The sequence below is a fragment of the Streptomyces sp. NBC_00341 genome, from assembly GCF_041435055.1.
GTDB lineage: Bacteria > Actinomycetota > Actinomycetes > Streptomycetales > Streptomycetaceae > Streptomyces.
Map to the genome: position 1 here is coordinate 2,303,551 of NZ_CP108002.1, position 16,424 is coordinate 2,319,974.

The following is a 16,424-nucleotide window of genomic DNA, read 5'->3' on the forward strand; positions in this document are numbered from 1 at the left end:
ATCGGGCCTTCGCTGTTTAACTCAATTAGGTCCGACCTCGCTCAATCAGCGATGCGCAATTGAGTTAGTCAATTCTCCTCGCAGGCTCTCCAGGAAACCCCAGAGGTCGCGAGAGATGATCTTCGCCCCATGTCTTCCGGTTTCATAGGTGTCGCCGATTAGAGATCCGCCACTGAGGCTGTAGACGTTCCCTTGGGTAGCTCCAAGAGCAAACAGGCCACCCCCTCCATCCGAGCCAAAGACAACGATCGAGTCATTAACGTCCCCAGCAAGAATCGTTGGCTGATCGCCATTGACCACCTCGACGGCGGAATGAATGAAGAATCCACTGTCCAGGTCCGGAAGGGACAGTCGCTCAACCTGCTCGTAGAAGCTGAGCAGATCTCCCGAGACCCCGGCTGCTACCAGAGACGCCTTCCCTTCGCTCTCGGCCCCAGGTGTCGCCCCGACCAGCGCGTTCTCCCCGGGAGGGTAGCCGAACTGGCTCTCGAAGCCCTGTGTGAACCTAGGGATGAGTTCGCACATCACATCAACCCAGCTACTTAGGTTCTCCCCAGTAATAGGCACCATATCCCCTATCTATTTGAGCGGCGAAGTCTTCAATCTGAGCCCGGGATGCACCTGGATTCATATCACCAAACCACTTCCACTGATTGGTGATCTCCTGATGAACGTTCGCCCCCCGCGACTGCATCCTGCTCCCTGGGATTCCTCGCATATTAGACGGGGCATCGAAGTCGAAGCCTGCAAATTGCGGGTCATCCCGATACTCCTGGGGGATCGCGTGGTGGGCATCCCAATCGTCAGGCAACCGCTTGAGGCCGGCTTTGTTGAGAGTCGCATTGAACCTCCCGCGATAATTGGTCAGCTTGATCGTTGGGAACTCTGGATCGTAGCCCGTGGCGCAGGTGTTGTGCACCAGCACCGGCGTCGTACCAGCGAGTACATAGTACGTGTGCAAAGCCTCGACCGTGAAGTTATACGTGCGAGTCTGCTTACTGTATGCCCTGTTCGCGCGAATCTTAGCAGTCGAGCCGTCAGCAGTAAGGAGCTTGGTGCCGGGCTCCAGGTCGCCAGCCAGCACCCACGCATGTTTGGAAGGCACCCAGAATGGATGTTCTTTAGTAGCAGTGAGTTTTTTGTCGCCATCTCCAGTGTCGACCGTCAACTCGTTGAGGTGCTTGTACCCTTCGGTGACAATCAGCGCAGTTACTCTGCGCCCCTCCGCCTCTCCGGTCTCGGGGTCAGTCGCCAAGACTTCATCCCCGACACGGATCTCCTCAATCTTCTTGGCCGATTTGTCGGCCATGAGGACTTCTGTTCCTGCTAGAAAACAATTTCCACCCTTAGAACCCGGCTTTGGCCTTACCCCGGTTCCTTCTCCTTGGGTGAACATTGCGATCAAGAAACTAGGCACCTGATATGCATTGCTCGAGGTGTCGTAGCCCTGGCTGGCGACCCAATTGTCGAACGAGCCTCCGTAGTCGCACCCGGGCGCCCCTGCGCCGCCGTTCCAGCAGTCACCGTCTCCGAATACCCCGCCGAAGAGGGACGCCGCTTGCGGAACATTCGAGACCAGGCCGTAGAAGACTTCGCCCGCCCCGCGGCAGAATCCGGAGAACCAGTTCTTTCCGCAACCGCCCTCTCCGCCGCCACTGCTTCCTCGGGTGGCACCGGTGCCAGTGCCAGTGCCAGTGCCACCGCCAGTGCCACCGCCCCCGGACGCAGTACCTCCTGTGTTTCCACCGCCACCGCCACCGGTGCCCATGTTGTTGCCGCCGATGCCGTCACAGCTGGCGGACATGTTGCCGGCGTAGCAGTTGCTGCCGACAGGTTCCTCTCCACCGCTGTTGAGCAGCATGGTCTTCAGGCCGGTTGGATCGCTGGCTGTGACGGGTGTGTTGTTGGCATAGCTGTACCCGTTGAGGGACTGATGTTGATCGAGGGCCAGGACGGGGTCGACGCTGATGAACTGGCCGATGCCTGGGTCGTATTCGCGGGCGCCGATATGGGTGAGACCTGTGGTGGTGTCGGCAGGCTTGCCCAAGAAGCCCTTGTCGTCGGGCCAAGTGGTGGGTGTCGCGCCGCGGGTGGAGCCGAAGGGGGTGGTGTAGCGCTTGGTGACGGCCCAGGTGGCGGGTTCGAGGACGAGGCTGGCTGTTCCGTGGGGGTCCGAGCAGAGGAATTTGAGTTTGGTGCCGGACACGCCGCTGGTGGCGGTGCGCAGGGCGATGGTCTTGCCGGCGGCTGTGTAGTAGCGGGTGCCGGAGAGGATCTTGGTGGTGCCCTTGGTGGTGAGGCGGACTTCTGTGCCGCCGAGGTAAAGCACGGTGTCGCCGTCGCCGGTCGCACGGCGGATCAGGAGTTCGCCGGAGGCGTCGTACAGGTAGCTGGTCGCCAGCTTCGGCTTGCTGCCTGTGGCGGGCTCGCTGGTGGAGACGAGTTTGCCCTCGGAGTTCCAGACCAGGGTCTGCTTGGCCTGAGTGCCGGGCCTGCTGGTGGTGTTGCCCGCTTCGTCGTATGCGTAGGAACTGGTCTTGGTGCCGGTCGTCTTGGTCAGCGGGTGGGGCTGGCCGGCGGTGGTTCCGTACGTGTACGACGTTGTCGTGTCACCGGAGGCGGCGTGTTGCTTCTCGGTCTCGCGCTGACCGGATTCGTTGTAGGTGTAGCTGGTCCAGTAAGGAGCCGCACCGTCGAGGTTGGCGGTGCTGCGCCCGCCCTTGGCGCAGTCGGCGGTTTTGGGGGTCCAGGCTTCGGTCAGGCGGCGGTTGCCGTCGTACTCGAAGCATTGGTAGTCGGCCTTGGTGGTACCGCCCTGGGTGCTGGCGTCGAAGATCGAGGTGACGTTGCCGGCGTCGTCGTGGGTGTACTTCAGCTCCTGGGGCATGTAGCCGTGCACGTCGTCGGTGACGTAGGAGCGGGTCAGCCGACGGGTGCCGTCCTCGTAGTCGTAGTTGAGGAAGGCCTTCTTCGCTGAGCTGGTGGAGTCGGTGCCCAGCGTGAGCTGGCGCAGGTCTCCCTGGGGGGAGTACGCGGCCGTCTGGAGGTATCCGGTGGCGCCCGTCGCTGTGGTCTGCTGGCCGAGCACGTTGTACTTGTTGGATACGGTCTCGCCGGGCAGGCCTGCGACCGCGGGCTGGGAAGCCTGGCTGACGGTGCCATCGATGTTGTAGCCAGTGGTGAACGACAGCGTCTTGGGGACCCCTGCCGTAACGAGCGGGTCGGTATCGGGCAGCACCAGCTGGCTGGCGACGACCTGGTAGAGGTTGTCGTATTTGGTGACCTTGGTTGTGTATGCCTTGCCGGTCAGGCCGCCCTCGTAGCGGGTTGCCGTGTCCTGCTGGCCCTTGGCCAGGCTGTCGAAGCTCCAGGAGGCGAGCTGGGTGGCGTCGGTCTTGGTCCCGTCCCAGAGGCCGGTCTGACGGCCGAGGTTGTCGTACTCGGATATCAGGGTCTTGCCGCGGGAGTCGTTGGTGCTGGTCACCTGGTCGAGCGCGTTGTAGTGGGTGTGCGAAGTGCCCTTGTCCGGGTCGGTGGCGCTGTCCTGGCGTCCGAAGAGGTCGTATGTGTAGGACCACTTGGTCTTGTCGGGTCCGGAAACGCTCTTCTGCTGGCCGGCCGGGGTGTACTCGTACCCCGTGGTGGTGTAGTCACTGCCGGTCGCCTGCGGTCCTGCGTACTCGCGTCGTTCCGTTGTCTGGCCGAGGGCGTTGGTGGTGACCATCGTGGCCTGGCCCCCTGCTGGGGCGCTGGTGGAGACGGTGTCACCGGTGTAGCCGGTCGTGGTCCTGAAGCGTTCGACACCCCGGACCTTGGTCACCGACACGGTGGCGCGCCCGGCACCGTCGTACGTGGTGTCGTTCTCCATGGGCGCCTGGCCGCCCTCGGTTCCCACCAGGTTCCCGGACGGGCTTGTCTTGTCTGCCCAGATGTCAGCCAGGCTGGTGACGGCGAGGCCCCGCTCGTCGTACAGGGTTTCGGCGATGACGGTCCCGCCGACGGGCGAGGGGGTCTGCGTCTGCCGGAGCCGCAGCAGTGAGTCGTAGATCTCGTAGGTGGTGTTGTAGCCAGACGCGTCGCCCTTGAGTGTGCCGGTCGATACCCACGGTGTGTCCGTGGACGTGATGCTGTAGGTGTAGACGTAGTTCGGAGTCGCGTTCAGGACCTTGAGCCGGTTGGGCAGCCACACCTTGGTGACACGGCCCAGCGAGTCGTACTCGGACTCGGTGTTCTTGCCATTCGGGTCGGTGACCTTGGTGACAGCGCCGGTCGCGAAGTCCACCGCTGTAGTCGTGGTGTAGCCCTTGATGTTGCTGCTCGCGCTGGAAGTCAGCGGGCCGATCTTCCCCGACGGGACGTAGGACGCAGTGGTGACGAGTGCGTCGTTGGTGTCCTTGACGGTGAGTGGCCGGCCGAGGATGTCGTAGGTCGTGGTGAGGAGCTTCTGGAAGACGGGCGCGTCATCGACGCCGTAGGACTTGGCCCGGCCCGTCCACTGGACTTCGCCCTTGGTGGGCTTCTGTGCCGCACTCCAGGTGGTGGCGTCGTACGCGGTGGCTACGTCGGAGACGACGTCACCGGACCTGGTGGAGTCCGCGGGCAGGTCCAGCACGGCGTCCGTGGTGGAGCAGGGCTTGGTGACCGTGCGGGTACGGGAAGCGAGCGAGTTGATGCCCAGGGTGTCGTTACGGGCGTACCAGGTGCGGGTGCACTTCTCGTCACCCGCAACAGCGTCGTCACCCTTGTCCTCGACGGTCTCGGGCATGCCGTAGTCGTCGAAGGTGGTGACGGTGGACCGGACCCGGTCCTTCGGGGTTCCGCTGCTGGTGATGTTGGTGCGGGCGTGGGTGGCGGCGGTGCGCACGTAGTACGCCTCTGTGTCGGCGTACGACTTGTGCTGGGTGGCCGTCTTCTTCGACCACGGGTCGTTGATGGTGCCGCCGACCTCGTTGGCCCCGTTGTAAGTGGCTGTTTCGCGGGTGAAGCCGGCGTACGGTTCGGAGTCGGTGATCTCCGCTGCCTTGATGGCCGTGACCTTGGCAGTCTTGCGCTTGTCCGGGTCGAGGGTCTTCCCGTCGTCCTTGAGGACGCGATCGCCGTTCATGCCACGCATGTAGACGGTGACGGTCTTCGACTGGGTCTTGCCCGGGATGCCGGTGAGGTGGGTGACCCTGCCGAAGCCTCGCCAGATGGACCAGGTGCGTTCCTTCTCCTTGGTCATCGGGTCGTCGTTGTAGTGCCAGGCACCACCGCCGGAATAGCTGTAGGTGTTCTCAACCGCCTCCGAACCGCCGTGGGGGTCGGTGGTGATGACCGAGTAGACCGGGTACTTCTGGAACCAGTCCAGAATCGGCGTCTTCCCGCCGTTCGGAGACCAGTACACCGGGTAGCAGCGTCCGGTGTTCTCATCCGGGCGGGGCATGGTCTGCCCGGCGACGCATCCGGCATCCATGTACGTGACGACGGTCTTCGCACCGGCTTCGGAGGTGACCGACTTCAGCCGTGGCTTCTCCAGGGACAGGATGTCGTCGCTGGTGGAGTCGACACGGTTGGGGTGGGACTCCGGGGTGAAGGTGACCGGGTCCAGGCTCAGATCGGTGCCGCGCTTGCCGGTGTGCTTGATCTCGTCCAGCCACAGCGACTGGTCTGTCGAGTCACCCGTGTCGCCGGGGTCGAGGTAGTGCTGCTTCAGTGCCCAGCCGTCCACGGCTGAGAAGCCGGGGGTGGCTGCGGCGGCGTCCCAGGCGTAGGTAGTCACGCCGGTCATCCGCTTGCGGGAGAAGAACATCGGGCTGACGTTGCCGGTGCATTTGGCGCCGTCCTTGCACACGGCGTCGAACGGAACGTCAGGCCAGTTGTCCCGGGTGTCCTTGGTCAAGGCGTCGCATCCGGTGCCGGATGCGACGCACCGCTCGGCGTAGGCGAAGGTGACCTTGTTCGAGGCGGGCTGGGCGGCGAAAAGGCCGTCGGCTCGCTGTCCGTAGCGGATTTCCTTGAGATAGCCGCCACGGGTGTAAGGGGTGCCGGTGTTGTCGTCGCCGAGCTGGTCGTAGTTGTTGGTCTCGGCCGCGTACCAGTAGGACATGGCGTTCTTGTGGGTGTCCTCGACGTAGTCGAGGTTCCACCGCCAGGCCTGCTTCTTGGCCCGGCCGGAGAAGCTGGTGCCGTCCGCGTAGCCGGGTTCGCCGGAGTCGTCACCGAAGACCGGCACCGTCCACACCGAATCGGTGCGGTCAGTGGCTCCCGCGCCGTCCAGCTTGTTGAGGCCGAAGACGTACTTGGTTCCGTCCCCGGTGGTCACAGTCCAGTACTCACCGTTGTCGTCACCGTTGTCGGCGCCGGTGGAATGGATAACGGTGGAGGCGTTGTCGTTCTTCAGCCGCCACACACCCGAGGTGTCGTCCTTGACCAGCTCACTGGCCTTGCCGTTGAGGACAAGAGAGGCGTTGTCGTACTTCCAGCACAGGTCGAACTTGTCGGTCTGACCGTCGTCGTCACAGGAGCCGTACGTGCGCTCGACATACGACGAGGTGATGTCGAAACCAGTACCGATCGCCGTGCCCTGGTTGTTGGTGTTCGCGGTCTGGCCGTCGACCGCCCCGGAGTCATAGGAGATCGACAGATCCGGTGCCGGTCCCGCCGCCGCAGGCGGAGTGCGCAGCGGGTACGACCACGTGAAAGTGCCCGCAGAGCCTCCTGCCTCCCAGGTGGAGGAGGCAGCCAGCGGGGTCGCCTTGTAGTCACCTCCACCGGACTTGGTGCCCGCTGCCAGGGCTACCGTCATCGTGCGTCCTTCACCCCGGGCGGCCGGCTCGGAGGCGGCTGCGGTACCGAAGGTCAGCTGGGCGTCGATGCGGTTGTGCTTGCGGTCGTTGGTGAACTGAAGGGGTGTTCGGGTGCGGCACTCGGCCTTCGCGGGATCGCTCAGCGCACAGTCGGGCAGACGCAAGGCCTGCAGGCGACCGGCCCAGTCCCCGCCGTACGCGGAGACGAACCCGTCGTATTCAATGCCGAGTTGGGCCTTCCCGCCGGCGACCGGACCAGTTACGGACAGGACGATGCCCTTGACGCCGAGCTTGGCCGTCTGCTTCTGATCAAGGACCTTGACCTTGACCGAGCCAGCTGCCTTGGTCTGCCCCTCTCCCTCGACCCGGTGCGGGCGGTCCAAGGTCAGCGGGAGCGACCCCGGCGATGCCTTCGCCGCCCCCGTTGCAGGCAGGGTCAGCTGAGCCTGGCCGGATGTAGGCCAGGAGACGGTCTTGGCGCGATCCTTCTCAGCCCGTGCGGTGGCGGATCGGTCTTCGGCAGCCGACCTCTCCACCACCGCTTCGATTTTCTTGTTCACCTTCGCGGTGAACGGTGACACCTTGTCGGGGTGCAGCGCTATCTGCGGTTTGCCCAGCGGATCAGCATGGGCGGCGAACGCCACGGGCGTGAGCAGTCCGGGTATGAGAGTGAAGCCGGCGAGCGTCGCTATGCGTCGTATCCAAGCTGCTTTGCCTGGTCGGCCTCTGCGCGTACGCATAGCTGATCCGATCCCGTTCATCTGGTTTCCGCTCCCCGCATGAGCTACCCGTAAGGCGCCCTGCGTTCTTGCCCCGCAGCCTGTGCCGACGGGGACGGTTGGTGGGTAACGCAAAGAATGTGAGGGCCGTCGCGACAGCACGGCCGGGCATGCGGCCGGGTGGCAGCGCAGTCGCGCTGCCACCCGGGTAGCCCTGGTTAACCTGCGCCTGATGCGGCCTGCACTTGGGCGCTGACCTGGTCGGCCGTCATCGCTCCGGTCCAGACCTTCAGGCTCTCCAGGCTTCCGGGCAGGTAGTTCCCCACGGCTCCGCCCTTGGCACCTCGGCCGATCGCCAATTCTCCGCTGCCGGCCTGTGCGGCAGTGAAGTCAGCGTTCTCACCGGAAGGCTGAGCGAGGGGACCGACGTACAGGTGCAGTTTCCCGTAGGACGGGTCGTCCGACTCCAAGCTCTCCTGGGCGTTGAACACCCCGGTGACCTGGACCCATGTGTCAGTTTCGGCGAGTTCGTCATCCACAACCTCGGCACTCTGGATGACCTGGCCGTTGGCGCCGCGGGCGGTCCGGGTGAACTTCCACTGGTACGCGTCATCCGCCGGTTTGGTGACCCACAGGGCCCAGGCGGATTCATTGCCCGTGCGCTGGCCGGCTATCTGTCCGGTGTAGCCGACCGGCTTCGCTGCCAGCGCCTCCGAATCCAACTCCACCGATGCCGAGACTGTGAAGGAGCCGCTGTCGTCAACCACCGGGCCGGCCACGGATGCGTAGGCGGTGGTCCCATTGAGCACCACAGCGCTCCGGTCAGCGTTGGAGACTGCGCCGCCGGCCAGGGTCAGGGACCCGGGAGCGTAAAGCGTCGAAGGGCTCTCCGGGATCGCGTTGGCCGTGGCTGCTGCGGCATCCCAATGGGCTACCAACTCATTGGTGGGGACATCGTCAACGGCGGCTTGCGCTTCCTGCATGATGCTGTCCCCGGTGAGCGGGTATTGCCAAACGGAAATCTCGTCCACCAGACCGAAGAAGTATCCGCCATACCCGCCGTTCTCCATCGACCGCCCGATTTGCATACCCGCGTTCGCAGTCCACGGTTCGTACGTGGAGGCGCTTGCCGCGAGCGTGACGGGGTCCCCTTGCGGTCGTCCGTTGACGAAGAGCTGGATCGTGTCGTTGCTCTTGTCCGCGTCGTTCTTGGAGTCGAAAACCCCGGACAAGTGTGTCCAGACGTTCAGTGGCGGGTTGATCTCGTCGGCAACGGATCGAATGAACGCGGGATTCGCCTGGTCCCTGTCCATGCGATTGAAGATCCACTTCTTGAAGCTGGCGGAGTAGTAGAGGGCAAACGCGCTGCCGTTCGTGCCGGACTCGGACAGAACGACCCTATTTTTCGACGGGTCCGACAACTGCACCCATGCCGAGACAGTGAACGAATCCTTGGTGTTCACCGCAGCCGAGGCAGTGGCCGCGTATCCGACCTGGTCTGCGGGGTTCGTCGCGGCGTCGTTGAGGCGCAACGAGTAGTCCGGATCGCCGCGGCGTCCGCGGCCTGACCAAGTGGCGCCGGCAGCACCGTGGAGCGTGGCGTCGTGCCGCGCACCGGCCTCGGTGGCTACATCCTTTGCCACCACGACACCCGATCCGGTTGTGCCGTCGTCAAGGTGCCAGCGACCGACGGGGCCTTTCGGCGTCGACACCTTGAAGGCGAACTCTGCCGGCGTTCCCCAACGTGTCCGGCCGGAGGAATCGAGTTTGAGGTCACTGGCTTCCACCGACAGCACCTGGGTGCCGGCCAGGGAAGGGGTGACGTCATTGACCGTCACGGTGGCCCCGATGACCTGCTTGGTCTTCTGCGCCGAGGTGGTCAGCAGGCGCCACCGAAACGCCTTGACGTCGCTGTCCGCCGAGTTGTGCGTGAAGGTGAACTTGCCCGGCGTGCCGGGACCGCCGCTGGGGTTGCACAGGTTCACCGTGCACTGCGTGTACGGGGCGCCCGCAGTGATCGAGGGGGCCTTCGGCGCTGTGGAGTCAATTTTGAAGTAGCACCAGGACGAGTACGAGGAGAACAGGTCACCGGACGCGCCGTCGTAGGACCAGTGGGACTGAGTGCGCGCCCGGAGGCGGTACAGACCCCCGTCAGCACGGCTGGAAGTGCGCAGGCTCTGCAGCGTTTCGTCCGGCACCCAGCCGCTGGCCGGCCGGTAGGCGGACCAGACTTCGTGCCAGGCTGCGTCATCGCCCCGCTGGACGACATATTCAGCCTGCAGCGAGCCCTCCTCATCGCCCTTGTGCGCCTCGACCTTGGTCTGAACACGGGCCTGCACCATCGGGTCGACCCGGGTCACCATCAATGGGTCCGTCGAGGACGGCCTGCAGTATGCGGTGTTGCCGTTCCCCGGGATGACACCGACACTGGTCGGAACGCCCGGCTGGTACGCATAGTTGACCTTGAGTTCCGCGTTGTCGTCGAAGCGCTTCCAGGCCCTCGCGTCGGTCTCGTCCTTCGCCCTGAGCATGAACGTCAGACGGCTGATCTTGCCGTCGGCGTACGAACGGACAGTGGACTTCAGGTTCTCGTCCGGCTCGGCGGGATTGTCGTTGAACTCGACCCAGCTGTCGGGCTGCGAAGGGCTGCAGTTGTCTCCCCGCCCGTAGGAGACGTTCCGGTCGCCCATCTGATCAAGGTCCTTCGGACCCGGCCAGTGGGTTCCCTCGGTCATGTTGTCGGTCCGCTCAAGATCCACCCAGTGCGCGTTGCAGTTGAACGACCATGTCTCATGCGCGCGGAACGTCGCGTCCAGAACGTACTTGCCTGCCAGCTGGGTCGGGGCAAGCTCGAACAGCATCCGGTTCTTGTATCCGTTGCCGCAGTAGTAACCGTCCGCGTTCCCACAGAGCCCGACTCCGTAGTCCCCGTCGAACTGCCACCAGCGGTCACCGTCGGAAGAAATCACTGACCGCTCGGAGACGCCGAGCCCGACCGAGGGATCGATGCGCACGGGATAGACGGTCTCCGTACCGCGCAGCAGGCCGAGGTCGGGCGTGACCGAGACGACCTCACCGTCGACGTGCACCGGAAGCACAGCGGTGCTGTCGCCCGCCCCGGGCTGGGTGGTGTTGCCCCCGCCTGCCGGATCCTGAGGATCGTCCACCGCGGTCACACGGGCCGACTGGCTCACCGTCTGTTGACTGCCTGCGGAGTCCCACATCTGGCCGGCCGGGCCCTTGAAAACGGTGTTCCCGTTCTCGTCGACTGCGCGCAGACCTCCGCCGGCTCCCGGCACCACCCGCAGACCCTCCCCGGATGCCGACAGGCTCACCTGCTCCAGTTCCGGGCTGGCGGCGGCTGCCGCCGACTTGACGACCAGCACCTCGTGATAGCCCTCGGCTGTCGCGGTCAGTTCGAGGTCGACCCCCGCCATGATATTTGCGTACGTGGCGGTCGCGCCGTCGATCGCCGGTTCGGGCAGCGCGCCGGGCCAGCCCAGTGACACCGAACCCTGCTTGCTGCCCAGCCGGATCATGTCCTTGCCGCTGCTGCTGCCGCCGGTGAAGGCCAGGTCCACCACTGACGCCTTCGGCCCCACCGAACCGTCGGCACGGCGTACCAGCGTCGTGTCCACGCCGCCCCACGAACCGTCATCGGCGCGCACGCGCTGCGGAGCTGTCGACTGCGTCAGCGTGAACGAGCCGTCAGGGTTCGCCGTGGTCGACGAGTACTCGGTGCGCTCTGCCGTGATCTCAACTGGCTCCCCGGTCGCGCCAGCCTGCGCCAGCGCGGTCTGCTCCGCGACCGAGTCGGTCACCTTGGTGGTCGCCCCAGCCGCAGCCCCTGCACCGGCCGCATGGGCCGGAGCTGCCCCGGCCATGAGAGCCAGACCCAACAGCGGACCCAGAACCCGCGCAGATCCCCATCTGCCGACAGACATACCCCACCCCAACCCCGTTGCGGGACCCCCCCGGGTCCATCACACCTATGACCTTCCTGTGAAGATCGCTGACGGAGCGTAGGCACCGACAGCGTCACTCGTCAACGGATTGCATGGCCCCTGAATGAAAAAGTAGAAACCTGACCCCATCTCAACAGCTGTCATATGCTGTTGAGATATAACAAACAGGAATCGTCCGAAAGGTTATTCGGTAGCAATATCGGTGGAGGGGAGCTGCGCTCGTCAGGCTCCCCGCACCCCCGACGCCACCGCCGCCGTCGATCCCCGTACCACCAGCTCCGGCTGGAACACGTACTCCGTGCGCTGGACGGGGCTGCCGGCTATCTCCTCCAGGAGGGCGCCCACCGCGGCTGCCGCCATCGCCTGGACGGGCTGGCGGACCGTGGTCAGCGGGGGGTCGGTGAACGCGATGAGCTGGGAGTCGTCGAAGCCGACCACGGACACGTCGCGGGGCACCGCGAGGCCGCGGTCGCGGGCGGCGCGCACCACGCCGAGGGCCATCAGGTCGCTGCCGCAGACGATGCCCGTGCAGCCCCGGTCGAGCAGGGCGCCGGCCGCCACCTGGCCGCCCTCCACGCTGAACAGGGTGGAGCACACCAGGAGTTCGGCCTCCGCGCGGTCCATCCCCAGCAGGGACACCGCCGCGTCCACGAAGCCGTCGCGTTTGCGGCGGGAGGGCACGTAGCGCTGCGGGCCGATCGCCAGGCCGACCTTGCGGTGGCCCAGTTCCGCGAGGTGGCCGACGGCCATGCGGACGGCGGCGGTGTCGTCGGGCGATACGAACGGGGCGCTGATCCGTTCGTTGTAGCCGTTGATCAGGACGAACGGGACGCCCCGTTCGGTCAGCGCGGCGTAGCGCGCCGGGTCGGCCGAGGTGTCGGCGTGCAGTCCGGAGAGGAAGACGATGCCGCCGACACCGCGTTCGACGAGCTGCTCGACGAGTTCGTCCTCTGTGGCGCCGCCGGGCAATTGGGTGCAGAGCACCGGCGTGTAGCCGTGGCCCGCCAGGACCTGTTCCACGGACTGCGCGAACGCCGGAAAGATCGGGTTGGTGAGTTCGGGCGTCACCAGTCCGATCAGTCCGGCGCTGCGCTGACGCAGCCGCACCGGGCGCTCGTAGCCGAGGATGTCGAGCGCCGCGAGCACCCGCTGACGCGTGGTGTCCGCGACGCCCGGCTTGCCGTTGAGCACCCGGCTGACGGTCGCCTCGCTGACCGAGGCCTGTCCGGCGATGTCGGAGAGCCTCAGTGAGCTGCCGGCCCTGGGCGGGGGGACGGTCACACCGTCCACCACACCGTGGTGTCGGCCGGCAGCTCGATCTCGGCGCCGTCGGTGGTGACCGGGGCGCTGGACAGCAGGACGGTGCCGCGTACGGGGATGCGGACGGCGGTGTCCGTGGTGTTGACGGTGCAGACGAAGCCGGGGCGGGCGAAGATCAGCAGCCCCTCGGGGGCGTCCAGCCACTCCACCGCGGTGCCCGCGCCGAGTCCGGGGTGCACCCGGCGGGCGGCGATCGCGGCCCGGTACAGCTCCAGGGTGGAGCCGGCCTCGCCGGTCTGGGCCTCGATGCTCAGCTCGCCCCAGCCCGCGGGCTGCGGCAGCCAGCTGCCGCCCGCGCCGAAGCCGTACGAGCTGCCGTCGCGGGTCCACGGGATCGGCACCCGGCACCCGTCGCGGAAGCCGTCCTGGCCCTCGGCCCGGAAGAACGACGGGTCCTGGCGGGCCTCGTCGGGCAGCTCCGTGACGTCGGGCAGGCCGAGCTCCTCGCCCTGGTAGACGTAGGCGGAGCCGGGCAGCGCCAGCATCAGCAGCGTGGCCGCGCGGGCGCGGCGCAGGCCCAGTTCGCGGTCGCCCGCGGTACGGATCTGGGTGCCGAGGCCGGGCGGGTTGGCGAACCGGGTGGCGTGCCGGGTGACGTCGTGGTTGGAGAGCACCCAGGTGGTGGGGGCGCCGACCGGGCGCATCGCGTTCAGCGAGGTGTCGATGACCTCGCGGAGCGCCTCGGCGTTCCAGGAGGTGGCCAGGTACTGGAAGTTGAAGGCCTGGTGCATCTCGTCGGGGCGCACGTAGTTGGCGGTGCGCTCGACAGTGGGGGTCCAGGCCTCGGCCACGGCGATCCTGTCGCCGGGGTACTCGTCGAGGATGGTGCGCCAGCTGCGGTAGATCTCGTGCACGCCGTCCTGGTCGAAGAACGGCATGACATCGTTTCCGAGCAGCTTCAGCTGGTCGTGCGTGCCCAGGTCGGGCAGGCCCTCGGCCTTGACGAGGCCGTGCGCCACGTCCACCCGGAAGCCGTCGACGCCCATGTCGAGCCAGAAGCGCAGGATCGAGCGGAACTCGTCCGCGACGGCCGGGTGCTCCCAGTTGAAGTCGGGCTGCTCGGGCGCGAAGAGGTGGAGGTACCAGTCGCCGGGCGTGCCGTCCGGGTCCGTGGTCCGGGTCCAGGCCGGTCCGCCGAAGATGGACTCCCAGTCGTTGGGCGGGAGTTCGCCGTCCGCGCCCTTTCCGGGGCGGAAGTGGTAGCGGTCGCGCAGGGCGGATCCGGGGCCCTCCGCGAGCGCGCGCCTGAACCACTCGTGCCGGTCGGAGGAGTGGTTGGGCACCAGGTCGACGATGATCCGCAGGCCCAGTTCGTGGGCGTCCCGGATCAGCGCGTCGGCGTCCAGCAGGGTGCCGAACATCGGGTCGATGGCCCGGTAGTCGGCGACGTCGTACCCGGCGTCGGCCTGCGGGGAGGCGTAGAAGGGGCTGAGCCACACCGCGTCGACGCCGAGGTCCCTGAGGTACGGGAGCCGGGCGGTGACGCCTGCGAGATCGCCCATGCCGTCGCCGTTGCCGTCGGCGAAACTGCGCGGATAGACCTGGTAGATCACCGCGTCCTGCCACCAGCCGGTGCGGTGGCCCGGGGCGTCGGCGGACGTGCCGGTGGAGGGGGCAGCGAGGTGCTGGGTCATGTCGTCCCTGGGGTGTCTGGGTGGGGAGTGGCGCCGGGACCGGGTCGGGATGCCGGCGCCACCGTGACTGGTGCGTGCGGGTCGTCGTGCTGCTGCCGTGGGACCTCAGCCCTTGACGGCTCCGGCGGACATGCCGGTGACGAGGTGTTTCTGCGCGAACAGGAAGACCAGGGCCGCGGGTATCGCGATGAGCACGGACGCGGCGGTCATCGGGCCCCACTGCGCCCCGTAGCGGTTGACGAACAGCTGGAGTCCGCCCGCGAGGGTGAGGTTGTCCTCCCCGACCATGAAGGCGGAGGCGTACGCCACTTCGCCCCAGGCGGTGATGAAGGAGTAGAACGCGGTGACGGCGAGTCCGGGCTTGGCCAGCGGCAGGATGAGCCGCCAGAACGTGCCGAACGGGGTGAGGCCGTCGACCTGCCCCGACTCGTCGATCTCGCGCGGGATGGTGTCGAAGAAGCCCTTCATCATCCAGGCGCAGAACGGCACCGAGATGGTGAGGTAGGTGATGACGAGACCGGCCGGCCTGTTGAGCAGGCCCATGGTCGCCATGATGTTGTAGATCGGCACGATGAGGACGGCGACCGGGAACATCTGGGTGATCAGCAGCGTCCACATCAGTCCGCGCTTCCCGGGGAAGCGGAACCGGCTGACGGCGTAGCCGGTGGAGGCGGAGACGATCACGCCGACGAGTGTGGTGAGGCCCGCGACGACCACCGAGTTGCCGAACCAGGTCAGGAACTTCGTGTCCTGGAGCAGGTGCGTGTAGTTCTCGAGCGTCGTCTCTTTGAAGAAGTCCGTGGTGGTCGCGAACTGGGCGGGCTTCAGCGAGGTGAGCAGGACCCACAGCACGGGGAAGACGGCGATCACGGACGCGACGATCAGCGTCAGGTGCAGTGCGGTGGAAGCCAGCGGCGAACGCTCGCCGCGCAGCCGGACCTTGGGCGCGGAGTGCCGCGCGGCGGGGGCGGGTGCCGTGGTCACCAGTCATCTCCCTGGGTGCGGAGGACTCGCCGGTACACAGCGGCGAAGAGCATCAGGAGTACGAGGATCAGCACGCCCCACGTGGAGGAGAGCGCGAAGTCGCGCGGGCTGATCTCGAAGGAGAACTTGTACGCCTGCGTCACCAGGATCTGGGTGGCGTCGCCGGGTCCGCCGCTGGTCAGCAGGAAGATGACCGGGAACATGTTGAAGGTCCAGATGGTGGACAGCAGGATCACGGTGGTGGAGACCGGCCGCAGTCCGGGCAGCGTGATGTGGCGGAAGCGCTGCCAGGCGGTGGCGCCGTCCATCTCGGCGGCCTCGTAGTGCTCGCTGGGGATGGACTGGAGTCCGCCGAGGAGGGCGACCATCATGAACGGCACACCGAGCCACACGTTGACGGCGATGACGGAGAGTTTCGCCCAGGTGGGGTCGTTGAGCCACGGGATGCCGTCGAAGCCGCTCCCCGAGAGGATCCGGTTGAGCAGCCCGCGGTCCTCGTTGTAGAGGAAGCGCCAGGCGAAGACGGAGACGAAGCCGGGGATGGCCCAGGGCAGGATGAGCGCCATCCGGTACGCGGAGCGCCCGGCGATCCGGCGGTTGAGGATGTTGGCGAGCCCCATGCCGAGGGCGAAGGTGATGGCCACACAGGAGACCGTCCACACCAGGGTCCAGCCGAGCGTGCCGAGGAACTCGCTGCCCTTCAGTACGTCGGTGTAGTTGTCCAGGCCCACGAACTCGTACGTCGCGGGGATGTGGTTGACACCGATGGACCGCTCGACGTTGCGCTCGTTGGCGTCGGTCAGCGACAGGTAGATGCCGCGGACCAGCGGATACCCGATGATCACGCCGATCACGATGACGACCGGGGCGACCATGGTCCAGGCGTACCAGTGGGTCGAGAGCGCCCGCCGGATCCGGCCCGGGGGCGTGGGGTTGCCAGTACCGCGGCTCCGGCCGCGGGCGACGGTGTCGTCGCCCGCGGCCTTCGCCACCGACTGGCTGGTGTGGACAGCCATC

7 protein-coding genes are annotated in these 16,424 nt (G+C 66.3%); all 7 read right to left on the reverse strand.

Features of this window, described 5'->3' with window-relative positions:
- Positions 1–45: 45 nt before the first annotated feature.
- Positions 46–570 (reverse strand): hypothetical protein, encoded by a 525-nt coding sequence (locus tag OG892_RS10220; protein ID WP_371628953.1) that lies wholly within the window; start codon positions 568–570, stop codon positions 46–48.
- Positions 539–7,546, reverse strand: coding sequence for a polymorphic toxin-type HINT domain-containing protein (locus OG892_RS10225; RefSeq protein WP_371628954.1), 7,008 nt, complete (start codon positions 7,544–7,546; stop codon positions 539–541). The genes OG892_RS10220 and OG892_RS10225 overlap by 32 nt, the downstream gene beginning before the upstream one ends.
- A 176-nt stretch (positions 7,547–7,722) precedes the next feature.
- Positions 7,723–11,448, reverse strand: a complete 3,726-nt coding sequence (locus OG892_RS10230; RefSeq protein ID WP_371628955.1) for a LamG domain-containing protein — start codon at positions 11,446–11,448, stop codon at positions 7,723–7,725.
- 243 nt (positions 11,449–11,691) lie between these two features.
- Positions 11,692–12,762 carry a LacI family DNA-binding transcriptional regulator gene (locus OG892_RS10235; protein WP_371628956.1) on the reverse strand — a complete coding sequence of 357 codons (1,071 nt, stop codon included), beginning with the start codon at positions 12,760–12,762 and terminating at the stop codon, positions 11,692–11,694.
- Positions 12,747–14,423 carry a glycoside hydrolase family 13 protein gene (locus OG892_RS10240; RefSeq protein ID WP_328867300.1) on the reverse strand — a complete coding sequence of 559 codons (1,677 nt, stop codon included), beginning with the start codon at positions 14,421–14,423 and terminating at the stop codon, positions 12,747–12,749. The genes OG892_RS10235 and OG892_RS10240 overlap by 16 nt, the downstream gene beginning before the upstream one ends.
- A gap of 105 nt (positions 14,424–14,528) precedes the next feature.
- Positions 14,529–15,407 carry a sugar ABC transporter permease gene (locus OG892_RS10245; protein ID WP_073735704.1) on the reverse strand — a complete coding sequence of 293 codons (879 nt, stop codon included), beginning with the start codon at positions 15,405–15,407 and terminating at the stop codon, positions 14,529–14,531.
- Positions 15,404–16,423 carry a carbohydrate ABC transporter permease gene (locus OG892_RS10250; protein WP_371628957.1) on the reverse strand — a complete coding sequence of 340 codons (1,020 nt, stop codon included), beginning with the start codon at positions 16,421–16,423 and terminating at the stop codon, positions 15,404–15,406. The genes OG892_RS10245 and OG892_RS10250 overlap by 4 nt, the downstream gene beginning before the upstream one ends.
- Position 16,424 lies beyond the last annotated feature (1 nt).